A 22,147-nucleotide genomic window follows, 5' to 3' on the forward strand; every position below is an offset into this window, starting at 1 on the left:
TACACGTTCCTAAACAAAAATTGAAAATCCAAACAAACGCAGATTGATACTTGGTCAATCACGTATAATTATGTTTTGATTTTCTTATAAATGTTTAGGTTCTTAAATGTTAGTTAGTTACTTAATGTTTAATTAACCAAATTATACATTAAGGTGAAAAATTTGTCAAATGACTGTTACCTATGTAAGATTAATTTATAGCATTGCACGATATAAAAAAGAGTAGGAGAGTCTATGTTTATTGCTTATTCAGATGCCTCCATTTTAAATAAATACCCATTTATAGGCTTACTCATAAAAACCACTGAAGAAGTACACACAAAAAGATTTGAGTTATCTCCAAAGTATTTTCGACATAGTCCGAGCCAAATTGAATTTCTATCACTAGAATATCTTGTGAAAGAAATAATACACCTTAAGTTAAAAAACGGTATAGTCCTTTTTGATTCGGATTTTGTACAACGTTCTCTATCTGGCGAAAGTGAACACTTTAAGAACCGAGCAAGAAAGCTAAACAGGACTTTAAATCAACTAAAAATAAAATGTGAATGTATACCCAGTAAAGATAACCCCGCTCATTTTGTTGCTAGAGGTGAGAAGAGACATTTTGAACCATTATCCCTTTCGATTTCTTTATATAACCTTAGCCACGCAGCCTTTGTTCAATATCAAAAGGAAACTAATAACAAAAACACTTCTAATTCAATCGCACAACGTAAGCTTACGCGTAATATTTTACTTGCCATAAAAGGTGATGAGGAAAATGGAGTTATTAAGTACCGCTATGGTAACCTGAGCATCTATGTGGAAGATAATACAATTATAGGAGTGGAACAAGGAGCAGCTACTTCTGGTTTTCGAAGAAATAAAGAGGAATATGAACGCTTAAACAAGTTACTTTATCTATAAGCAATAAGAGTCCTGCTAGCTAGCTGCCAGGGCTCTTTTTATTGGGTATTACAGGGGCTATATGTATTAAGGCATATTACGTCATATTGAATACGTAATAACCTGTAAAACACCCCCCAGTGTGTTTATATCGTATGTATGTAATATTACATCTTATATATTAAATACCAAGTATGGCTTATTTCTATAATAGCGCGAGTGGAATGGTTCCGTCGGATTTATCTTTTAATAATATAAAAAAGGTCCCTAAGAGATTCTCCTCAGGACCTTTCATCAAGCTATTACAAGCAATTTTTCGTTATATGCTGCCACAGTTTTAAACCAATGAAGTGCGGTACATGAATCATCGTCTGATTCCATTTGATATTATAATCGTCATCAGTAATGGACTTTGCAATGCGAATAATTTCTGAGGGAGCCAATGGACTCTCAAGGTCATTATAGTGATTTAAATGCATGTAATGTTCTTGTTCTATGTCCTTACCTACATCCTTAGCCTCTACAATACCCGTAGCAGCTCCTCTAGCAATAATCCCTTTACCATTACTATAAAGGAACACAATATCGTTGGCTTCAATCTCATCTATGTAATACTTCCATGGAGAATAATATGCTGCTACCTTCTTTTCATTCTTCATTTCTAATTCATTTTGCTTATTAAATCTTTGATTTGTGTTTACTATATAAACTTTCGGCAATTTTGCACCTACTTTCGGAGTGCCAAGCACCTTCGCTTATTTATTGTTTGGTTTAAAGGATAACTCATTAACAGGAATAGTTTCTTTCTACAATTCTCCTTCAAATTATTTTTTCTCCATCAATTCAATTAACAAAAAAAACAGAGAGGAAACTCTCTGTTTTTTTATTTACACCTTGTGATTATGCACGCTGGAAGGGGCTTGCATTCGTAACAATTACAAGGTGTTACAACCTCCACAGGAACTAAGAAAGTTCCTGTGACGTTGAAAGTTAATTATCCGTTAATTTTAACAGTCTTTGTAACAGAACCAGTTTTGATTTCTACAGTAATTGATTCTTCATCATCAAGACCCGCAACACTTAGAGTTCCTGTTCCGTTACCAGTTACTCGAAGGTTATTATTTTTGTCTTCACGTGAAACTACACGGAAAGTAAAGTTAACATCTTCACCATTAGCTAATTTAATATCATTTCCAGCAGTATTTGTTGTAGCAACAACTACTGAAGCACCATATTGGTCAGCGGCAACAATAATTGGTTCAATTCCTTCAATAATATCTGTATCTGTAACAGTACCACCACTAATTGTTAAAGTATCAATTGCTTTTTCTTGAGCATCTTGAAGTTTAAGTGAAGATACTTCAGGAGCTTTAGCAGATACCTTAACTTTAAAGTTAAGTTCCTTAGCGTCATTGATGTTTAAAGTTACTTTTCCATCTAAGTCAGCAGTTTCAGGTTTTGCGTTATCTGAATTATCAGCGTCCACACCTACATTGGCTGCAGTTGCATATAGCTTACCATCTGCTGCTAAAGCAACACCTGTTGGAAGGCTTAATTCATAATCATCGCCTTCAGAAAGTTTAACTTTCTCACCAGAAGCAGTAATACCATTTACAACGAAGTCTTCTCCGTAAGTTGCCCCACTAGCATCTCCATCATAGTACAATGTCTCAACAGGTGCTACTTCATAATTTACGAAATCACTAGCAACAACGGTCTTAAGAGTAGTATCTACTGAAGAAATTGGTTCAGCATCTGCTCCTGTTCCAATCAAAGTGAATTTAACTAGTTCAGACCCTTTAGAATTGGTATTAACAGTAGCATCATCAGAAACTTCAATAGCTCCTGTTAATGGAGCATCATAGTCTGCAGCTGTAACTTTGTAACCAGACAAAGTATCAGTATTCATTGTACGACCATGTTGGTCTTCAACTACAAAATCAGAAATGTCATATGTTGCAGTATTATAAATTGACTTAGCTACAGTAGATTTTAGTCCGACTAATGTAGTTGGAACAGCATCGGCTTTAACTTGGATTGTTTTTGTTGTTACTTTGTTAGTAGCAGATGTAACAGTAAGTGTTAAATTTTCAGTAGCACCAGATGCAACAGAAAGTGTTGTGAATTCCAAGTATGCTTTACCATCTTCAAATTTAACTTCAGAGTTACCAATTGTAACAGTGTCACCATTTTGAGTAGCTACTACAGAAAGTCCAGCTTCAAGTTCAGCTTCAGTAGCTACAGCAGTGCCTTTGTTTGTAACAACATCAAGAGGAACCTTGATAGTTTCTTGACCAGCTACAATTCCATCTGGGTTTCCGATGTTTACTACGTCTACTTTTTTGCCTTCAGCTACAGTAACTTTCTTTGAAAGAGATTTTCCAGTAGCGTTTTCAACTACAGTAATTGTAGCTTCACCTTTACCAGCAATAGTTAATGCTACGCCTGTTGCTACTTTAGAAGAGTCACTCTTATCAACTTGAATGTTATCTAAAATGTTGCTTGTTACTGATACTACACTTGGATTTGAAGAAACAACAGTAAACTTGCTGTCTAAGTCAGCATCATCAGTAAGGGTTATTCCATATTGGTCCTTAGCTGAAAGTAGTAGGTTAAATCCAGTAGTATCATCTTCAGATGGAGATTTACCATCTAATTGGAATACATTACCGAGTTCCCAAGTAGATAAAGAAGATTTAGGAGCAAGATTCAATGTAACATTAGATGATTTAGAAGTAGCTTTATTTACAAGAGTAAGAACTACCTTGCTTGCTTCAGCGTTTGCATTTGTTCCAGTACCATTCCAAGTTAAAACACCATTAGAAAAGCTAACTGAACCAGTTGAAGCAACAACATCAAATCCATTAGTTACATTTCCTAAAGAAGCCTCTTTAGTAATATCTTCTCCATATTGGTTAAGAAGTTGGTAACCAACCACTGCTGTATTAATATCGTCTTTGTTATATGATGCATCTGTAGATACTAGGTCAGAAGATAATGGTTTTAATTCATCTGCTCTTTCATTTTGTGCTTCTAGAGAAGCAGTTAATGCTGTATCTGTTAATCCAGCTACGCTGATGTCATATTTTCCTGCTGACAATTTTGTAGAAAGTTCTAAGCTAGCAGCAGTTTTGTCTTCATTCCATTCAATGTTAGCTACACCAATAGTAGAAGAACCCTTTTTAACAGTAAATGAAGCTTTTGAACCTTCAGCAACTGGTTTAGCGAATTTAACTTCAACTTTTTTAGCAGCAATCGCACTTACAGACTCAACTTTAGGAACTGCAAGTTCAGCTTTTTTAGCGTCGATTGCTTTTCCAGCGTCTTCGATGCGTTTTCCAAGATCAGCTTTAACTGTCTCAGTGTCAACTTTTGCGTAAGAAGCTTTTGCAGTTGCAAGAGCGTCTTCAGCAGCTTTTACAGTAGCGTCATCTTTAAGAGCTTTAACAGCTTCTTCAAGTTTTACAACGTCAGCTGTAGCTGTTTTAACTTCATTCCACTCAGTTTTGAAATCGCCAAGTGTTTTTTCAGCTGCAGAGATTCTTTTAGAAAGATCAGTTTTTACAGAAGCTGTGTCAACTTTAGCAAAAGATGCTTTAGCAGCTGTAAGAAGTTTTTCTGCAGTTGCTACAGTAGCTTCGTCTTTAAGGCCTTTTACAGCAGACTCAAGAGCTACTACATCAGCAGTTGCGATTTTAACGTCGCTAAGTTCAGCTTCAACAGCTTTGATTTTTTTGTCTACTGCAGTTGCAGCTGTTTTAGCTGGAGTAAGGTATTTAGCAGTGAATTGTGCACGTGGGCTTTCACCGTATACAGTACCTTTTACTACATGCTTAGAGAAGTTAGTTGTAGCTGTTTTAAGAGCAGCTTGATCTTTTTTAGCTCCAGCAAGATCGAAAGAAGCTTTTTTAAGCTCGTCGTTTACGTTCTTAGTAGCTGTTGCAAGAGCAGCACCAAGGTCTAGAGCTTTGTTGTAGTTAGCAGCATAAGTGTGAATGCCTTTAACTGCTTTAAGTTTGCTTTCTAGAGCAGACTTTGTTTTGCCTTTGCTAAGCTTTTTAACTTCAGCAACCGCTTTGTTATAAGAGCTTACAGCAGCTTTAGTGTCGATTTTTTTGAATGCAAGTTTCTTTGCATTGTATTGATCTTTTACTTTCTTAGCATCTGCCTCTGCTTTTGTTACTGCCTTGCTTGCTGCAGATGTAGAAGCAGCGAATGTTGCTGGTGCTACAGAAACGAATGCACTTGCTGCAACAGTCGTTGCTGTCGCGATCTTAAGAGCTTTCTTTTTGTCCATTACCTGAAATTCCCCTTCCTAAATCACAATTATTTTATAAAAACTAATCAGAGAGCAAAACCTTCCGGACTAGGAAGCTATGTAACTATTGCCAGCTCCAACTAATTTTTAAAACCAAAAGCCTTTGTCGGACAAGATCACCTATTAGGTATTTAGTATATTAAAATAGGAATAATCTTCCAACTGTGTAATACATTTCATATGATATAACAAATTACGATAAAAAGCTAGTATTTTTTGTAAACTTAATGTTATTTTTTTACTACCTATTAACATAAATTACAATATTAATAGTACATTAAGTACAAGTCTATTTTCTTATCCTTACTTGCTACAAAAGTATTATCGACAGTTTTTGTCAGATATTAATAGTTTTCTTAAAAAATAATATTCTTTTTTTCCATTTGTCGAAAAAAAGAAATAAGGACTGCCAAATGGCAGTCCTTATTTAGTCCTAATACTATTGATTCTGTTGTATCCAGCCCTTGCCTTCTGTTCCTTCTACATAGAGCCAGTTGCTCCATTTTTTCGAAGCTTTCACCGTTTGCGGCTTAAGGATGGTTGTCGTTTTCTTTGCTTCGATCGGCAGGGAATACAATGGTGTATCCGCTTTTAGCTCAACTTGCTGGTTCACTGCTGTCGGATTGAAATCCACTGTATTGCTGTCCTTCTTGATCCAGAGGTCATAATTGAACTTCGTCTTGACCGCGTAATAGCTGCCATATGATTTAATAGCTTGAACTTCACCTGCATAAAGTTTGCTTGTTGTTTTCTTGGATGCAATCGGAGAATAATAAAGCGGTGTTGCTTCTTTTACAAGGAATGTTTTTGGCTTCGTATGAAAATCAGTGACGGTGCCTGTTACATAGTTATCTTTTAGAATCCACTTTTTTCCGTAATCTTTCGTGCTGATTCTAAAATAGCTGCCTTTTGTACCAATTGCCGTCAGCTTTTGCGCTTTTAGCTTTGTGTTCGTTTTGTAAGTGGAACTTGGACGGTCGTAAAGGTTAAATGGCGCGAACGTTGTAATTGTTGTGTTTGTTTTTGTAAACTTCTTCTCCCACAGCTTCTTTCCTTCATTTGCTACATAAAGAGCTGCTTTACGGTTTCGGTTCCACTCCTCATTAATAACGGAAACAGGCGGGTTGGTCTCACCAACATGATAACTCAGTTCCGGTGTTAAGCCTGGACGGCCGAATTGCGTAATGAACCAGTCTTTGTAGCCTCCACCTTTTTCATCGTTGTTCGCTTTAACGAGCTTATATTTGGTCATGGCCGCGAATTCCTTGGCCATCGCGTAGTCACGGTTGTAGTTTGCCTTTTTATTTAGGTAGTGCCAGTAAAGAATGCGTCCGGATGTATGATAAGAGATGGTCGCTTCCGGGTTAACATAGGACGTGAAGTTATAGAGAAGCTTTACTTCAGGTGCCTCAAGCGGCTTTGTTCCTTTGTACATTTGATAGGAAGGCTTTGGTGCTTCGCTGCGCGGAATCTGAGACCAGCCGGCTGGATACTGGCGGTTGAGGTCAATACCCTGTGCGTTGGCTTTCCAGCGCTTGAAGTTTTTGCTTCCTTTGTTCATTTTGATGAGGCCGCTGTGTGCGGATTTCGGAAACTCTTTTAATCCTGATTGCTGAAGGGTGACACCGTCCGGATTAACCATCGGTACGATCCAGATGGATACATCATTTAAGAGATTGCGAACGTTGTAGCCTTGGTAGGTTGTATTTTTCTTGTAGGCATCACTGTAGGCATCCACCATTTCCATGGCGATGTTCGTCGTGATCCATTCGCGTGCGTGGTGAGAGGCATTGTAGAATACCGTGGCGTCCCCTTTTCCCAGCTTAATCGCATAGACGGTTCGGCCATACTTTGTTTTGCCGAGTGCACGGTATTGAACAAGATCCGGATAAGCTTTTGCAAGCTGCTTCATATCCGTTGTCATTTCGGAGTATGTATACGTCTGAATCGGGTTAACATAGCTGGCTGCCGAAGCCGATGGCGTAAAGCTAAAGCCAGACAGGCCGACAAGAACAGCCAGTACTAGAGCAAATAATGTTTTTTTCATCCTTTTCCCCCTGTTTTATGGAGTTTTTGTTTTTTCCCTAACTCTCTAATTATACTAGAAAAGGAATAATTCAGAACATAAGGATAATTACGTATCTTTTTGTCAAATAAAGGTGCCAGGCACCTTCGTTACATACTTGTGTAATCGCGGTGCCTGGCACCTCTATAGTAAGAAGTACACAAAGCTCGTTTTACGACTAGGTTCTTGTTCTCAAATCTCCTTAAAACGCTTTTATGCCCTAGCATAAATTGTATAATGAAGGAAAACAGTGTAGAAAGGAAAGATTTATGAAAAAGTTTCTGAGTTTCCTAGTTATTGGGCTGTTCGTGTTAAGTGCGTTTACTCCAACTTATGCGCTTTCCATGCCTTCTCACCAAAAAGCTTTGCTTAAAAAGGTATATAAGGACAGAAAAGCAAAACAAGCTGTTTTTGTAACAGCGGACAAGGCAGACAAATTTACAGCTAAGATTTCGGCTTATGAGAACGTGAAAGGCAAATGGGTGAAGAAATACTCCATGCCCGCTGTTCTCGGGAAAAACGGTATCAGCCCGAAGAAAAAGGAAGGCGACGGCAAATCTCCTGCAGGTATCTATGATATCGGCCGAAGTTTTGGAACCGTTAAGAAGCCTTCCGGGGTGGACCTTCCTTACACAAAAACGGATCAGTACGACTACTGGGTAGACGATGTGACATCCAAGGATTACAACAAATGGATCGTTTATAAAGGAGACCCAAATGCACGTTGGAAATCTTTTGAGAGAATGAAGCTTGAGCCGCTTTATCATTACGGAGCAGTCATCGAGTACAATACGCATCCAATTGTTAAAGGAAAAGGAAGCGCGATCTTCTTCCATGTTTGGAGAGCTTCTGATAAACCGACAGCCGGCTGTACAGCAGTATCTCAAGATAATGTCGTGAAGCTGTTAAAGTGGATGGATCCGGCGAAGAACCCGGTGTTCATTCAAGGAACCGTAGAGCAAATGAAGGATATGTATTAATAGAAGGTTTAGATTTGGTGCCAGGCACCGATAATCGTGGTGCCTGGCACCTAAAAAAAGAAACACGGGGGCTTTTTCGATGATGAAATGGGTTGTGGTGTTTTTACTGCTTATCGGAACAATCGGTTACTTTGCCTATAATACAATCGTCCACTTCGGAGCCAACAAACTGGTGGATCAGGTAGCAGCACAGATTGTCGATAGCAAAGATGTGGATAAATTAATGGACGACCCTGAAGTAGAACACTACGTTAAGGACGGCGGGGATCTTGATGCGTTAGCCAAACAGAAGGACCTGCCGTTTCATACAAAAGAAGAAGCACTAAAGACCGTCATTAAAAAAGTGGGTATGAAAGATTTAAAAGACATGAAGAACAAAGCGCTGGATGGCGTATCACCCGAAGAGCGCCGGGAGATTGAAGCCACGTTAAACGAAAAGCTTTCCCCAAAAGAAATGGAAGCCTTAAAGCTGGTCGCACTGAAGGAGATCAAGAAACGACAGCAGCAGGGTTAATAGACGAAAAGGTGCCAGGCACCGGGATTACCGGCGCCTGGCACCTTATTTTAATCTTTATCTTTATTCTCATTTTCCCGATACTGCCGCTCACTCGCTTCATCTGCTCGCTTTGACATAAACATCAAACTCATGATGAAGACCGTCATAATGGATCCGACGAAACAGCCTATGATGAACATCAGCATGATTGACCCTCCAGTACTTCTTTCGTTGTCTTTTCTCTATATATCGTCATTCCATCCAAAATGAACAGGAAATTAAACCCTCGTTTAAATTTTACCTATGGGTCTTCTTCTAAAATGCCTCCAGTAAATCAGCACCGCAATCATAATGCCCACTAATCCACCGGTTGCATCGATCATAACATCTTCCACATGCGGTGAACGCCCCGCGGTAAAATGCTGGTGGATTTCATCAGATGCCGCATAGGCTACTGTCAGGACAAACGACAGGATGAACGTCTTTCCTCTATGAAAATAAAAGCGCAGCACTCTGAACAAAAGAAAGGCTAACAAAAGATAAACTGAGAAATGAGCCAATTTCCGGATGAGGAACTCTACAAATCCAGCCGGGCCCAGTGCCTGGACACTGACTTCTTCACCGGAATATTGAAACACGATGGACGAGAAGAAGTTTGCGATCATTTTGTGGTCCAAATAATGCGAGAGCGTCGGCCGCATGTCCTGTTTTTCATAAGGCGTGGCTGAAGAGTAAAAAATACCGCCGGCTGCTAAAAGGACCGGCAGCCAATAAAATAAAAAGCGTTTCATGAGTACACCTGGCTTTCCCCTGTCTTACGTTCACATATATATAAGCCAATATACTATGGAAAGCGTGCAATTTCTAGAGGCATCGATTGAATGAATCTGCCTATATTGAGCAAAACTGTGAAGGAAACGGCTTGATTATAAACCTATGGAGGTTATCCTTTACGATGTACGCTCTGATCATAACAGTACTCATTCTCATTCTAATCGTATTTTTACTATGGCTAAGCTATTACCTCGGATATAAAAAACACCTGAACATGCATGGCGTAAAGCAATATCCAAAACGCAGCGGCAAACTAACTCTCTTTATTGACGGCAGGGAGCTGTATACCCGCTATTTTGACGACATTCGGAATGCAAAAAAGTCATTGGAGATTCAGTTTTATACCATGTGCGACGACAAGATCTGCAATGAATTTCTCAGTCTCCTGCGTCAGAAAGCAAAAGAAGGCCTTACCGTACGGCTGCTGCTCGACCATTATGGCTCAAAAAATGTGAAGAAAGCAGAGATCAAACTCTGCCGGGATAAAGGAGTGAAAGTGGCTTTTTCCAATAAGCCTCGTCTTCCTTACCTGCTTTTCACCTCCCTTACCCACAACCATCGGAAAATCAGTGTGATCGATGGGACGATCGGCTATATCGGCGGATTTAACTTGGGCGAAGAATATCTCGGAAACAATCCGAAGCTTGGCTATTGGAGGGATTACCATCTGAAGGTTCAGGGGAAAAGTGTGGATGACCTGCGGAATCAGTTTTACAGAGATTGGAACGTTGCCACACAAGAGAAGCAAACCTATCTGCCGCAGGAGAACGTCAAGGTAGCTGGTGGAATCGAGCATCATTTTGAAAGCACAAACGGAGGAGCACATTTGCAGGATATCTTCCTTGCCCTTGTGAAACATGCAAAAAAGGAGCTGTATATCTGCACCCCTTATTTTATTCCTGGAAAGGAACTGACCGATGAGCTCATTAATGCTATAAAAAGAGGAGTAGATGTTAAAATCCTAGTGCCGTTTCAGGCCGATTACCCGCTCGTAAAGGAAGCTGCTTTCAGGTACTATGGCCTGCTTTTGCCGCATGGCTGCAAGATTTATCGCTTCTACCAAGGGTTCTACCATTCCAAGGTCATTGTCGTGGATGATGAGCTGTGTAATATCGGTTCAGGGAACTTTAACAAGAGAAGCTTCTATTTAAATGATGAAATGAACGGGTTCTTCTATACCCCTTCTTTTATAAACATGGTAAAAGAATCGATTGAAGAGGACATCCGGCGTTCCGAACTTCTTACCTATGAAAGCTACCAAAAGAGACCTCTGCTTCAAAAAGGAAGGGAACAAGTTGCCAACCTGCTCTCCCGGTTCTTATAGAATAGACGGTGAAATAGGCCGTCTGTTTTTAGTTCAAAACTTCCGCATGCTTTATAGCTGCATTTAATGCACGGCTTAATTCCTTATCATTCATAGACCAATAGGATCCACTTGCGTTTTGTATTACTCTGTCACCTTCAATAGACAGTGAACCGCCATAGGTTTTAAGGTTGTCTATTTGGATGAGAATTTTATCGTATTTTGGTTTAGCATGAATTAGCAGAGGATCACCGCTCACTTTTGACTCCCTTACCATTTTTGATAGTTCTTTAGCAATCGTTAACACCTCTTTAGGTTTAGATATTTTATATGTTCTGTCATTGGAATAAAAAATAATGTCTTTTATATCATTTTTAGTAAAACTCTGATCCCATATTTGAATATGAGATTGATGATAAATTCCAAAGGATATGACAGTAATAAAGCACGCAATACTAGTATAAATAATGAGTGGTTTTTTCAATAAAAGCCTCCTGATCTTTCATAGTTAAATATTAATTCTTTGTATCTTAGCTTTTTCCCTCTCTAAAAAAAATAACTTTCGAAAGCGCTTACTTTCACATATCGTGTTTCACTGCTCCTATTTAAGGAAAAACATAATGCGACAGTGTGTGACAATTTTGCTAGAAAAGAAATAGGAACACAGCAACAAGAAAAAATAACCATGCTGTGTTACACTGTCACGAATAACAGAACTACGTTCAAGGAGGTCCAACTCACATGTGGCAACCCCTCATTATTTTCCTGATGCAGCTATCTCTACTTCCGATTGTGACCGTCCGTACCATCTTGCTTGTTAAAGGCGAAACACGAAAAGCGAGTGTCATCGGGGTGGTTGAAGCAGCCATCAACGTCTTGTCCCTCGGGATCGTGTTTCAGGATATGTCGAACATTTGGAACATTGTCGCCTACGCTCTCGGATTTGGAGTAGGACTCCTGCTGGGCGGAGTGCTTGAGAATAAATTGGCCATCGGCTACGTGACCCACCAGATCAACCTGCTGGATCGGTCAGAAAAACTGGTGAACCGCCTTCGCGAAGAAGGATTCGGCGTAACGGTGTATCAAGGCGAAGGGCGTGAAGAAAATGCCCGGTTTCGTCTGGACGTACTGGCGAAGAGAAGCCGTGAAAAAGAACTCCTGCGCATCATTGACGAGATCGCCCCAAAAGCCTTCCTCGTATCATTCGAGATCCGAAGCTTCAAAGGCGGCTATCTTACAAAGAGCATGAAGAAAGATAAACATGCAAAATAAATTGAAAAGGTGCCAGGCACCCGCAAATTTGCGGTGCCTGGCACCTTTTTCTGTACGATATTATTTCACTTCTTTGGTTTCGAGCAGCTTGTTAATATAGTAGCCTCCATCGTATGGAGCATATACCGCATAGCGGGATTTGAATTTCTTTCTCTTTGTTTCTCCATCGCCATACGTAATATCAAAGGTTTCGTATGCTGAAACATGGATCATTTCTTCATCGAACTGCTCAACGTCAAACACTTCATAATCCACCAATTTTTCTGTGATTCCTTTTTCGTTCACATAATCGATGTACTTGCTCGTTTCATCGTATGCATCTCCGCTTTCATCGAGATAATCGGAGATCAGCGAGAAATCATGGATGTTCATCGCTTCTACAGACAGTTTGACGTACTCACGCATAAAGTTCTTAACTTCATCTTTATATAATCCACTATCGTCATCCATTGTTTCGTCTCCTGCGGCCATAGCGGATTCGTCATAGTCAATGTCCAGGCTCACGTCTTCATCGTTGTTGATCACAACCGATTCACTTTTCATTTTTCCGAAGTCAAAGTTTTTTTCGGCGTGAAGCGTAACAGAACCGTCTGTAGCCACTGGCCCGAATTCATCGATGTCATCAACTGTTTTGCCAGTGTCCTTGCCGTTGACAAACAGGTTGGCATCACCATAATTGGAATTGATGTAAACGTATTTCCCTTCAAGAGGAACCTCCACTTCAAGCAGGTTTTTTTCCGCTTCTGACACATCAACGTCCACGTTATCGGAGAGGGTTGCGTACTCTCCTTTGTATTCCACTTTTACATTATGGCTTCCCGGCAGGATTTCCCCTGCTTTTACAATGCCGTCCTCTTTATCCAGAATCCCTTTTTTCTTGCCGTCCAGGTAAACGGATGAATCTTCAAAGTTAGAAGTCACTTTAACAGTTACCGGTTTGACCTCTACCACATAGTGGTCAAAGAACAGCCATTGTTTGCCGTCTCTTTTCAATTGAAGCCATTCATTGTCATTATCGTCGGTAATTGGACGGGCAAGTGTCTCGCCGTCCATCCCGTTCGCCTGTTTTTCCAGAGAATCTATCGCTGATGAAAACGAGTTGTTTTTACTGGCATATTCAATAAAGTCTTTCACAGTCTTGTCATCCGCTTCAATTTCAGACTGTCCTTCGTTAATGAAGCCTTTTACCGCTTCCGTGTCTTTGTTTTCAATAGCCTCTTTAAAATTCTTCACGGTAGCAGACGGACCTGTTTTGCCCTCTATCACTTTATAAGCCGTAAAACCGGCAATGAGAAGGACCACCAGGGCAGCCACTGAAATGATCAGCGGCTTGTTGGGACGTTTGCTCTTTTCTGAAGAACGGCTCCCTGTCGGCTCAGCTGGTGCTGGCACTGGTTCCTGTCCTTTGTACGGAGTTCCGCAGTTTTTGCAGAATCCGCTGCCCCCAGGCAGCTGGGTTCCGCATTCCTTGCAAAAATTCATGGTTTCCCCTCTTTCTTTTATATCGAACTCTTTTTAATGTTGTCTTAAACGTGCAATATAGCTTCCCGCATAGGCGAGCAGAGCGGAGAAGATCAGACTGGCAAACAACGTGCCGAAGAAGGAGAAACCGAGAGAAAAATGTATGCCTCCCATATCGTCCATACTCATTTGGTTCATCAAGTCACCTGATACCGTAATCGCTAAACGTGTTGCCGTAATAATAAACGTGAGCAGCACACTGTATACCGCACTGAAAATGAGTAAATCTTTGTTGAAATTCTGTGATTTTAAATAAATGCGGTAGCCGGCATAGAGAAACAGTAGAACCGGAATGAGCAGCCCAAGATACATGTAAGCATCAAGGTTCAGTGTTTCTTCAATCGCATAGCGAAAACCGGATACAATAGAGTTATCTGTAGCTGTGCCGCCTGCTCCCGAGAACAGGGACAAATGCAAGGACCCGGAATCACCGTCAGCTGTACCCTGGAACTTGAAGGTAGAGAAGTTAAGAATGTTCCAAACATATAAACCCAGCTGCGTTATGAATACGAAAACGGCCGTCCAAGGTACATCTTCAGAAGGAGCTGCCTCATCGTTAATCTTGATTACACTGACGATAAAGAGCACCAAGGTTGTTAAAATCACACCGCGTACAAGTGTGCTTGCCGCCTGATGGATCGGCTCTCCATAGGAAAGGCGTGAAGATAGATGCCCTGTCGTTTTGAAAGCACCGAGATGGAGCAAAGTCCCAAGGAAACTGAACAATGTTCCGATTACAAAGCCATTGAACAATGAGCCCCAGAATGAATAATCCGTATCGATGGAAAGATGCATTTTCATAAATTCTTCATTAACAGAAAGATTATAGGAGAATCCTGCAAAGAAAGACAGGATGGCAAGGACCAGTGCATATACAGCACCAATAATTAAAGCTGCGCTAAAGCGGTTTGCCAATGCTTCACTTTTGTTTTTCGCAGCATAAAAATATCCCCCAGCCACAAGGCCGATGAACGGAATGAGAAGCAGAATAAGCACACCGGACTTTGTTTCAAAATCAGCGCTGCTTGAATGCGTTTCTTCTCCTGCACTTCCCTTGATCCCTGCGTGAATGGTCGAATCCACCATATGCGAAGCAAGAATCCAATCTGTCACACCTACCAGCGAATCAGGCTCGGGGGCATCGACCCCGTCTCCAAGGGAGCCCATCTCTGACAGAATGGAACCTACATTAAATTCACTAATTTCATCATTTTCTAAAAGCGTTTCTACCTTTTTGTTCAAAATCCCGTTAATTGCAAATGAAAGAATAAGTACAACTAAAAAAGAAATCAGTGCTCCGCCAAGGGCGAATTTTACTTTTTTTGAATTCAAAACGGTTTGTTTCACGTTTTGCAGGGTTTGGCTGTTCACCGTGTTTTTCAGCGTATCACGAGCTGCCCCTGTAATGGCTGTTAAATCTTCTTTCCCTTTGGTTAATGCAAACAAGCTCGCTGAACATGACCGGCAATAGTTTTGCTGCCTGTCATTTTCTGTTCCGCAGGATGAGCAGAACCTGGAGTCCCGGCTTGTGAAAAGGCCGTTCGGTTTTTTGGGAAGGTTAAGTGCCGCACCGTCTTTGGCGCAATAATTCATGTTCGGATCATTTAAATGTCCACAACTGCTGCAATACACGCAAGTCCCCCCTTAAACCGTTTTATTTCCGCAGCATCCGCAATACTCGGATCCGCTTGGAATCATTTCACTGCATGTACGGCATTGAAGCGTATATTGCTCGCTATTCTGGTTTGGAATCACAACTGGTTTTCCGCAGCTGCCGCAAAATTTGTCAGCGGAACTGACAGGTGCTCCGCATGAGCATGAATATCCGCCGTCCGTATTTTTACGGTTCAGCTCTTCAATGGTTCTGTTCACCTGGAAAATCGCCGTATCCTGAGCTTGAATCTCTTCTGCCATACGTGATAAATGAGCAGGAACAAACTCCCCTTTGCGGATCAAAGAATAGACTTCTTCCCCTAATCCCACGATAAGCTCTAGCCGTTTAGCCGATGCTTCTGCTCCCGTTTTCCTGAGCTGTCCCACTTCTTGGGCAGTATGCAGCTTCTGCTTCCCCTGCTGGAGGCTGCCCTGAATTTTGGTAAGTCCATCCCCTAACTTAGCCTGCAAATCTGACATAAAATTTTTCTCCCCTTTTTCACCTTTAAAATATATAGAATAGCGTCCTAAAATCAAGGACGGTGTCCCCTTATGTATCAGCCCAAAGCCTTCCTTTTTTACTACTTTTTTATTATACCGATATATGACTAAAAGACTACCTTTTATTTACTATATTTCCCCTTTTTTCTTTTTATGAGGAAAATGAATGCCGATACTTGTAATAAAATTACAATTTACAATCAAAAAAGTTCCTATCCCATTGTATTGGGATAGGAACTTTTTTGATTTCAGTTAAACAAATAACCCAAAATCTCCGGCAGGCGTTTTTTCCAATCTGCTTCGTTATGTATCCCGCCTTCGACTACGTCATAGCGGCAGTCACTCACCTTATCCTTCATGATCTCGTACACCCGGTCGCTTGAATCGATATACATCTGGTTATTTACGTTCCCGGAGTCTTCCTTTGTACCAACGTCCATGTAGAATTTTTTCACGCTGGAAAGGTCGCTGTCCCGGATCAGCACTTCAATCTCTTGCTGGTTGAACCAATAGGCAGACGAAACAGAAGCTACTCGAGTGAAAATGAGCGGATAGGCGCAGGCTGCGTATGTCGAGATCAGACCGCCCATCGAGCTTCCCGCCATCAGCGTGTCATTGCGCTGAGTACGGTATTTTTGATCGATCAGGGGCTTGAGTTCATGCACGATATAATCGATGTATTTTTCACCCCCGCCGCCGTAAGCATTTTTATCCAGGTTCAGCTTGTCTGCAATGTCGGCATTCTCCCATGGACCGTACTCATCCAGACGGTCAGTTCCATCCGCACAATCAATCCCGACGACAATCAGCTCAAGACCGCTTTCTTCTATATAATCCTTTACACCCCAGGATGTGCCGAAGCTCGCATCCTCATCACAGTACAGGTTCTGTCCGTCATGCATATACAGGACTGGATATGTTTTTCCGCTTGTTTCATAACCATTCGGCAGGCAGACCCTTACCTTCCTTTTCCTCTGAAATGGCGTGATGACAACTTCGAACGTATCGATCATTTTCCACTCTCCCATTCTATCGGTTTTCTTACATCATGACGGAATGAGAGCGGAGATTGCAAACCTTTTTTAGTGGGCTGGTTTCTTTTTGTTTTGATAAGGAAACGCAGCAACTGTGTTTTTGTGAAGAGGTGTTAAAGGCTTATCTTTATCCAAAGCATCTTCATGAACCGGGTTTCGCTTCATGTTCACAAACGCGGAAACGTTCGTCAGAATTCCCATTGAGAACATGATGACCAGAAGTGATGACCCGCCATAGCTTAGAAAAGGCAGTGGAACACCGGTAACTGGCAGGAGCCCTGTGGCAGCGCCAAGGTTAATGAACGATTGGATCCCGATCATACTGGCCACACCGAACGCCAGCAGCCGGCCGAACGTATCTTTACAGCGCAGGCCAATGATAAATCCTCTGATCACGATGTAAAATAATCCTGTGATTGAGGCCAGAACACCGGCAAATCCAAACTCCTCCGAGACGTTGGCGATGATAAAATCCGTCTGTCCCTCTGGCAGGTATCCATACTTTGTACGCCCGTTCCCGAGCCCTACCCCTTCCATTCCTCCGGCAGAAATGGCGACATAGGAATTGATGAGCTGATAGCCCTCTTTCTGGTGTTCAAATGGTGAGTAGGCTCCCTTAAAACGGGAAAGCTGTTCATCACTCGCCACAAACATGAAGAAAACAATCATCAGTACTGCCGACGATACCGAAAGAATCGCAACATGGCGAAAGCGTATCTTCGCACAAACCAGGATACATGCCGCAATGGAAACCAGGATGAGCATCGAACCGAAGTCAGGCTGCATGAGAATGAGGAAGGCAATAAATCCAACGACAACTAACGGTGGTGCAATGGCCTTGTTAAAGTCGGAAATGTAGGATTGTTTCTTCGATAATATCGATGCCAAGTAGATGATGATCGCGATTTTTGCCGCTTCAGCCGGCTGAAGGTTAAACCCTCCCAGACTGATCCACGATTGCGCATTATTAACGACCTTTCCCAAAACAAAAACAAGAATTAATAGAAAGACCGTCACCGTAATTAATAGTTTGGTTAGTTTCATATACGCTTTGTATGGAAAGATAGAGGAGAGACAAAAAATCACAAAACCTCCGAGTACAAAAATGAGCTGCCGATTAAAGAAGAAATCAGCTTCTCTACCATAATTAAATGCGACCCAATAGCTGCTGCTATAGATCATGACTAAACCAAATATACATAAGCCAACAGTGGCCACTACTAAACTATAATCCATATTCTTTATTAATTTTTTCAGCATAATTTGATCACCCACTCTTATTCTACTCTATATTGGAACATCTTGGATGATAAATTATGCGACAAAATCGCGACATTATCCTCTGAACCGGACAAAAAAAGACAGCGTTCACTGCTGCCTGTTTTTTAACTATCCATTTAATAGAAGCTATTTTACAACTCCTCTGTTAATTTTACTTTTTTGTAACAGCCCCTCCATAGGCAGGACTCTCAATACTATTGCAGAAAATAATAACCATAAAGCTATGGGGGTGCGATTCTTGAACAAAGACACGTTTGATCTCTTTTTAGTAGAAGCTTCAACAGACCAAAAACGGCAGCGGGCGGTTTACACGGTCTCCTCTGTCCAGGAAGCCTATGATAAATTCATGGGAGAACTCAAAGCCAACCCAGAAGTAAACCAAAAACTAAAATCACTCACCATCAAAAGCGGAACCGTCTCGTATGATATTTTCAAGTAATAGATTTAAATTTAAGAAGCCCTCTCCTTATTTACCAGGGGGGGCTTTTTACGTTTTAAAAATAGCGTTGGGTGTCCTCTGGTTTTTGGTTATGAGTACTATTCCTATGACATATTTTTATATAAATAAGAGCCACTAAAGGAGTAATGGAATCGATGCCTAACGGACTAAATTATAAAATGAGAACCCAGTTTCTATTAATAGCAGATGATCGGACCCTTGCAAAATTACTAAAGCACTTTGCACTGAACGGTATAAACATCAATGGCTTCCAACAATTGAAACCAGATCCCACCAGTCCTCAAAATGTCGTTAGATTTGTAGTTGGAAGTACAGAAGGTGAGATTCCGAACGAAATTCAGGCCGTCAGGAATACTCTTTATCCTTTGCATTTGCATTGGACAGAAAAGCAAGTCATTCAAATCCTTGATATTGCTTCAGGTGCACCCGGACAAATCGGAATGATCCATGGGGCATTGTGGTGTAGAGTGACAATCGAAGCAATCTATCTGGGAGAGAAGACAAAAATTTTTTTGGATGTTTCAAACAATAAGGAAGCCATAAGAATTCTTTCTCAGCCACAGCTTCAGCTATGCCGTTAAAAAAAGAAACGGTGCCAGGCACCACGATTACACACTTGTGTAATTGAGGTGCCTGGCACCTTGAAAAGCGCCTTGAAAGGAATGGCACTGCATTTTCTCTTGTTGTAAGCCGTCCATTCCCTGCCAGGTTCCAGTCAGCGTTAAGCGGCCATCTGGCAGCCATTCAGGCACCAGCCTCCCCACTCCGCTCCGCAGCTCATTGTTCTTGTTCACATGATGGTATTTAAAATGAAGTTCCCCTTCATGATCAACCATGCCGACTAATGTCCCGCATTGTATGCCCTCTCCGGTATAAGCGGCACGCACGATCAAACCTTCCTGAATGCAGGTAAAGTAAATAGGTGAACATTTATCACGGACTTCGTGTTCCGGCACAGACACAAATACTTGATTGTGATAGGTAGCCATTGGTTTACACGCCTCTCCTTTTTATTCAACAGGCTTGTAGTACATATCTTTATGCAACTATACGGAAAAATGGCTATATAAAATAGAAATTCGTAATATTTTCTAACAGGAAATTTTGTTTTGGTTCCTTCTGGGTTTAGGTTAGTCTATTTTTGTTAAAAAAGTTGTCGTAGATGGCTGCATTATATGTCTACATTTATTTTTCCATCGCCTACTCTTATGTGTATCCGCCAAACATTGAATCTAAACGACATATCGCATCATATTTCCCGGAAAATAATCGACAGCATCCTAATCTTTCTTCTTAACGTGAACAACAGCCTCTGCATCCTATACCACCAAAAGTAATGACGTTTACAGGTTTACGTAAAGCATGCTGTCTTTGTGCTGAACAGTTGCATCTGATTCGCAGCAAACTAATCACCTCCTCCTAGTAATCTATGATGATTTTAATGGAATGCTTGTACGTGGGGCTTATTTTCCTTTATAAAAAATTAACTGTTCAGCCATCATTGATGATGGTATTCTAAATAATGGTATTTATTGAATATAAAGAGGAAGTGGTGAGGTTATGGCTCAAGATAAAAGAATGGGGTTCGTCGTGCTGGCAATGGCATTGGGGCTTTTCATGTCTTCATTGGATAACACAATTGTTTCATCCAGCATCAGTCAAGTGATCAAAGACATCGGCGGTTTTGACAAAATGAGCTGGATTTTCACAGCCTATATGCTGTCAGCGACCAGTACAATGCTCGTTTTTGGGAAGATGAGCGATTTATTTGGACGAAAGCTGTTCTATTTGATTGGTATCAGCATGTTTTTGATTGGATCCGCTCTTTGCGGAACCGCCCAGAACATCGACCAGCTGATCTTTTACCGTGTCATTCAGGGTATCGGGTCAGGTGCAATTTTTCCTATTTCTTTTACGATTATCTATTCAGTCTCAACCGATCCGAAGCAAGCAGCTAAAATGTCGGGTATATTTGCAGGAATCTTTGGAATCTCCTCCGTTCTGGGGCCGCAGATCGGCACATGGATTTCCGAGTCTTCCTTATTAGGCTGGAGATGGTGCTTTTACGTGAACGTTCCTTTTGGTTTGCTTTCGATTGTTACGCTGGCCATCGCTCTAAAAGAATCCAAATCTGACTTTAAACCTAAGGTTGATTACTTAGGAACATTACTGCTCGTTTCCTCTACCGTCCTGCTTCTGCTTGGACTGGAGTGGGGAGGAAAAGATTATGCATGGGATTCAGCACAGATCATCGGACTGTTTTCCGGAGCCGCAGTATCCATTGCGCTATTCCTATTGGTAGAACGAAAAGCGCAGGAACCGATCCTTCCGCTTTCCATCTTTAAAAATAAAATGGTCCTCGGAACAAGCATCGTCGTGTTTTGCCAAGGTGCAATCATGTTTTCGGCCATCACCTACTTGCCTATTCTTTCGGTGGCTGTCATCGGGAACGAAAACTCAAACAGCGTACTGACGCCGATGATGTTTCCGATCATGGTTGGGGCTATAACAGCTGGTTTCCTTTGTACCAAATTACGCTTCCGCACAATCATGGCGTTTGCGATGGGTGTTGGGATCATCGAAGCTTACTTGCTCGGAACCATTACGCACGAAACGGCGAACTGGGTCGTAACGGGAGTCATGATCGGACTCGGCCTCCTCGTTCTTGGGCCGCTCATGAGCGTTTCACAAAACGCTGTCGCTCAGTCCGTTGATCGTAAATACATCGGGATTGCCTCTTCTGTCGTCGGGTTCTGGCGAAGCATCGGCGGTGTAATGGGGGCTGCCATTACCGCTACGATCGTAAACAATGATCTAAAAGACAAGATGAAGGAATTTGCGGCATCCTCTCAGCTTCCAGCAGATAAAGTGGAGCAGATGGCTAAGCCGGAAATCCTGATGCAAAAGAACATCCAGCTTCCTCCTCAGATCGTCAGCTTTTTGAGGGAAGCTGTTGAAAAGGCTTTGCACCACGGGTTTTACCTCGCGTTAATCGCTTGTGTCATTGGTTTTATCGTCGCCCTGTTCGTCGGAGGCGATCGCTATGTGATGGGCAACCGCAATCAGAAAACAGAAACCCGGGAAGAAGTGCCGGCAAGTTGATGGATTTAAAGAAGGGGCTGTCCAAGAAGCCGTTAGCATAGAAAAAGAAAAAGGATGTCTATCTGGCTGCAGTTGATTTCCGTTCCAGGCTGCTCGCTTTCCGCGGGGCGTGCGCTGAACCCCTCGGCGCTAGCGCCTGCGGGTTTCACCTGTCACGCTCGTCCCGCAGGAGTCTCGCACCTTCCACTACAATCAACTTTCCACCGAAGAATTTCTAAACAAAAGGAGCTGCCAAAAGGTCAGTTGATGACTTTCTGTACAGCTCCTTTTTAATGGGGCTGTCCAAGAAGTCTGGAAGCTGTTGATTTCCGCTCCAGGCTGCTCGCTTTCCGCGGGTCGTGCGGTGAGCCTCTTGGTGCAAGCACCGGCCGGAGTCTCGCACCTTGCACTCCAATCAACTTTTCATTGAAGATTTTTCACGCCAAAAAGGAGCTGCCAA

Annotated in this window: 20 protein-coding genes; 8 read left to right on the top strand and 12 right to left on the bottom strand. The window is 41.7% G+C overall.

Annotated elements, in window-relative coordinates:
- Window positions 1–234 precede the first annotated feature (234 nt).
- Window positions 235–909 carry a hypothetical protein gene (locus M1K46_RS02405; RefSeq protein WP_256224723.1) on the top strand — a complete coding sequence of 225 codons (675 nt, stop codon included), beginning with the start codon at window positions 235–237 and terminating at the stop codon, window positions 907–909.
- A 281-nt stretch (window positions 910–1,190) separates the two neighbouring features.
- On the opposite strand, the gene M1K46_RS02410 is transcribed toward M1K46_RS02405, so the two are convergent.
- The 3 genes from M1K46_RS02410 to M1K46_RS02420 all read right to left on the bottom strand — a co-directional run bounded on the left by M1K46_RS02410 (window position 1,191) and on the right by M1K46_RS02420 (window position 7,253).
- Entirely contained in the window at window positions 1,191–1,607 is a 417-nt protein-coding gene (locus tag M1K46_RS02410) for a hypothetical protein (protein WP_256224724.1), read from the bottom strand.
- A 275-nt stretch (window positions 1,608–1,882) separates the two neighbouring features.
- Window positions 1,883–5,185, bottom strand: a complete 3,303-nt coding sequence (locus tag M1K46_RS02415) for a hypothetical protein (RefSeq protein WP_256224725.1) — start codon at window positions 5,183–5,185, stop codon at window positions 1,883–1,885.
- Window positions 5,186–5,645: 460 nt separating this feature from the next.
- Window positions 5,646–7,253, bottom strand: a complete 1,608-nt coding sequence (locus tag M1K46_RS02420) for a M14 family metallopeptidase (RefSeq protein ID WP_256224726.1) — start codon at window positions 7,251–7,253, stop codon at window positions 5,646–5,648.
- 287 nt (window positions 7,254–7,540) lie between these two features.
- Here M1K46_RS02420 and M1K46_RS02425 point away from each other — a divergent pair, with 287 nt between their 5' ends.
- Window positions 7,541–8,251 (top strand): L,D-transpeptidase family protein, encoded by a 711-nt coding sequence (locus M1K46_RS02425; RefSeq protein WP_256224727.1) that lies wholly within the window; start codon window positions 7,541–7,543, stop codon window positions 8,249–8,251.
- A 79-nt stretch (window positions 8,252–8,330) separates the two neighbouring features.
- Entirely contained in the window at window positions 8,331–8,765 is a 435-nt protein-coding gene (locus M1K46_RS02430) for a hypothetical protein (protein WP_256224728.1), read from the top strand.
- 50 nt (window positions 8,766–8,815) lie between these two features.
- Here the strand turns inward: M1K46_RS02430 and M1K46_RS02435 are convergent, their stop codons facing one another.
- The gene (locus M1K46_RS02435) at window positions 8,816–8,953 is read right to left on the bottom strand and encodes a DUF3789 domain-containing protein (protein WP_256224729.1); all 138 of its coding nucleotides are present in this window, start codon (window positions 8,951–8,953) and stop codon (window positions 8,816–8,818) included.
- An 84-nt stretch (window positions 8,954–9,037) separates the two neighbouring features.
- On the bottom strand, window positions 9,038–9,538 hold the full coding sequence (locus M1K46_RS02440; protein WP_256224730.1) for a VanZ family protein: 501 nt from the start codon (window positions 9,536–9,538) through the stop codon (window positions 9,038–9,040).
- Window positions 9,539–9,624: 86 nt separating this feature from the next.
- On the opposite strand from M1K46_RS02440, the gene cls reads away from it, so the two are divergent.
- Complete coding sequence (cls, locus tag M1K46_RS02445) at window positions 9,625–10,905, top strand: cardiolipin synthase (protein ID WP_256224731.1); 1,281 nt, start codon at window positions 9,625–9,627, stop codon at window positions 10,903–10,905.
- Between the two features lie 28 nt (window positions 10,906–10,933).
- Here the strand turns inward: cls and M1K46_RS02450 are convergent, their stop codons facing one another.
- The gene (locus M1K46_RS02450; RefSeq protein ID WP_256224732.1) at window positions 10,934–11,368 is read right to left on the bottom strand and encodes a hypothetical protein; all 435 of its coding nucleotides are present in this window, start codon (window positions 11,366–11,368) and stop codon (window positions 10,934–10,936) included.
- A 257-nt stretch (window positions 11,369–11,625) separates the two neighbouring features.
- On the opposite strand from M1K46_RS02450, the gene M1K46_RS02455 reads away from it, so the two are divergent.
- The gene (locus M1K46_RS02455; protein ID WP_062237578.1) at window positions 11,626–12,156 is read left to right on the top strand and encodes a DUF2179 domain-containing protein; all 531 of its coding nucleotides are present in this window, start codon (window positions 11,626–11,628) and stop codon (window positions 12,154–12,156) included.
- 60 nt (window positions 12,157–12,216) lie between these two features.
- Here M1K46_RS02455 and M1K46_RS02460 read toward each other — a convergent pair whose 3' ends face one another.
- The 5 genes from M1K46_RS02460 to M1K46_RS02480 all read right to left on the bottom strand — a co-directional run bounded on the left by M1K46_RS02460 (window position 12,217) and on the right by M1K46_RS02480 (window position 18,125).
- On the bottom strand, window positions 12,217–13,638 hold the full coding sequence (locus M1K46_RS02460) for a zinc ribbon domain-containing protein (protein WP_256224733.1): 1,422 nt from the start codon (window positions 13,636–13,638) through the stop codon (window positions 12,217–12,219).
- A 33-nt stretch (window positions 13,639–13,671) separates the two neighbouring features.
- Window positions 13,672–15,309, bottom strand: coding sequence for a zinc ribbon domain-containing protein (locus M1K46_RS02465; protein ID WP_256224734.1), 1,638 nt, complete (start codon window positions 15,307–15,309; stop codon window positions 13,672–13,674).
- A 12-nt stretch (window positions 15,310–15,321) separates the two neighbouring features.
- Window positions 15,322–15,810 (bottom strand): zinc ribbon domain-containing protein, encoded by a 489-nt coding sequence (locus M1K46_RS02470; protein ID WP_256224735.1) that lies wholly within the window; start codon window positions 15,808–15,810, stop codon window positions 15,322–15,324.
- Window positions 15,811–16,079: 269 nt separating this feature from the next.
- Window positions 16,080–16,844, bottom strand: a complete 765-nt coding sequence (locus tag M1K46_RS02475; protein WP_256224736.1) for an alpha/beta hydrolase — start codon at window positions 16,842–16,844, stop codon at window positions 16,080–16,082.
- A 69-nt stretch (window positions 16,845–16,913) separates the two neighbouring features.
- The gene (locus M1K46_RS02480) at window positions 16,914–18,125 is read right to left on the bottom strand and encodes an FtsW/RodA/SpoVE family cell cycle protein (protein WP_091002672.1); all 1,212 of its coding nucleotides are present in this window, start codon (window positions 18,123–18,125) and stop codon (window positions 16,914–16,916) included.
- Between the two features lie 259 nt (window positions 18,126–18,384).
- Here M1K46_RS02480 and M1K46_RS02485 point away from each other — a divergent pair, with 259 nt between their 5' ends.
- Together M1K46_RS02485 and M1K46_RS02490 are read left to right on the top strand one after the other, a co-directional pair.
- A complete protein-coding gene (locus M1K46_RS02485; RefSeq protein ID WP_053356856.1) occupies window positions 18,385–18,585 on the top strand; it encodes a hypothetical protein in 201 nt (66 codons plus the stop codon).
- A gap of 155 nt (window positions 18,586–18,740) precedes the next feature.
- On the top strand, window positions 18,741–19,187 hold the full coding sequence (locus M1K46_RS02490) for a hypothetical protein (RefSeq protein WP_256224738.1): 447 nt from the start codon (window positions 18,741–18,743) through the stop codon (window positions 19,185–19,187).
- A 27-nt stretch (window positions 19,188–19,214) separates the two neighbouring features.
- Here M1K46_RS02490 and M1K46_RS02495 read toward each other — a convergent pair whose 3' ends face one another.
- A complete protein-coding gene (locus M1K46_RS02495; protein WP_091002668.1) occupies window positions 19,215–19,595 on the bottom strand; it encodes a hypothetical protein in 381 nt (126 codons plus the stop codon).
- A 571-nt stretch (window positions 19,596–20,166) separates the two neighbouring features.
- On the opposite strand from M1K46_RS02495, the gene M1K46_RS02500 reads away from it, so the two are divergent.
- Window positions 20,167–21,708, top strand: coding sequence for an MFS transporter (locus M1K46_RS02500; protein WP_256224741.1), 1,542 nt, complete (start codon window positions 20,167–20,169; stop codon window positions 21,706–21,708).
- The last annotated feature ends 439 nt before the right edge of the window (window positions 21,709–22,147 follow it).

It is taken from the genome of Fictibacillus sp. WQ 8-8 (assembly GCF_024494405.1).
Classification (GTDB): Bacteria; Bacillota; Bacilli; order Bacillales; family Fictibacillaceae; genus Fictibacillus_C; species Fictibacillus_C marinisediminis.

Excerpts from the sequence above, each read along its gene's own strand:
- M1K46_RS02405 (WP_256224723.1), top strand. The coding sequence starts at position 235 with ATGTTTATTGCTTATTCAGATGCCTCCATTTTAAATAAATACCCATTT.
- M1K46_RS02415 (WP_256224725.1), bottom strand. The coding sequence starts at position 5,185 with ATGGACAAAAAGAAAGCTCTTAAGATCGCGACAGCAACGACTGTTGCA.
- M1K46_RS02420 (WP_256224726.1), bottom strand. The coding sequence starts at position 7,253 with ATGAAAAAAACATTATTTGCTCTAGTACTGGCTGTTCTTGTCGGCCTG.
- M1K46_RS02425 (WP_256224727.1), top strand. The coding sequence starts at position 7,541 with ATGAAAAAGTTTCTGAGTTTCCTAGTTATTGGGCTGTTCGTGTTAAGT.
- M1K46_RS02430 (WP_256224728.1), top strand. The coding sequence starts at position 8,331 with ATGATGAAATGGGTTGTGGTGTTTTTACTGCTTATCGGAACAATCGGT.
- M1K46_RS02435 (WP_256224729.1), bottom strand. The coding sequence starts at position 8,953 with ATGCTGATGTTCATCATAGGCTGTTTCGTCGGATCCATTATGACGGTC.
- M1K46_RS02440 (WP_256224730.1), bottom strand. The coding sequence starts at position 9,538 with ATGAAACGCTTTTTATTTTATTGGCTGCCGGTCCTTTTAGCAGCCGGC.
- M1K46_RS02455 (WP_062237578.1), top strand. The coding sequence starts at position 11,626 with ATGTGGCAACCCCTCATTATTTTCCTGATGCAGCTATCTCTACTTCCG.
- M1K46_RS02460 (WP_256224733.1), bottom strand. The coding sequence starts at position 13,638 with ATGAATTTTTGCAAGGAATGCGGAACCCAGCTGCCTGGGGGCAGCGGA.
- M1K46_RS02470 (WP_256224735.1), bottom strand. The coding sequence starts at position 15,810 with ATGTCAGATTTGCAGGCTAAGTTAGGGGATGGACTTACCAAAATTCAG.
- M1K46_RS02475 (WP_256224736.1), bottom strand. The coding sequence starts at position 16,844 with ATGATCGATACGTTCGAAGTTGTCATCACGCCATTTCAGAGGAAAAGG.
- M1K46_RS02480 (WP_091002672.1), bottom strand. The coding sequence starts at position 18,125 with ATGCTGAAAAAATTAATAAAGAATATGGATTATAGTTTAGTAGTGGCC.
- M1K46_RS02490 (WP_256224738.1), top strand. The coding sequence starts at position 18,741 with ATGCCTAACGGACTAAATTATAAAATGAGAACCCAGTTTCTATTAATA.
- M1K46_RS02495 (WP_091002668.1), bottom strand. The coding sequence starts at position 19,595 with ATGGCTACCTATCACAATCAAGTATTTGTGTCTGTGCCGGAACACGAA.
- M1K46_RS02500 (WP_256224741.1), top strand. The coding sequence starts at position 20,167 with ATGGCTCAAGATAAAAGAATGGGGTTCGTCGTGCTGGCAATGGCATTG.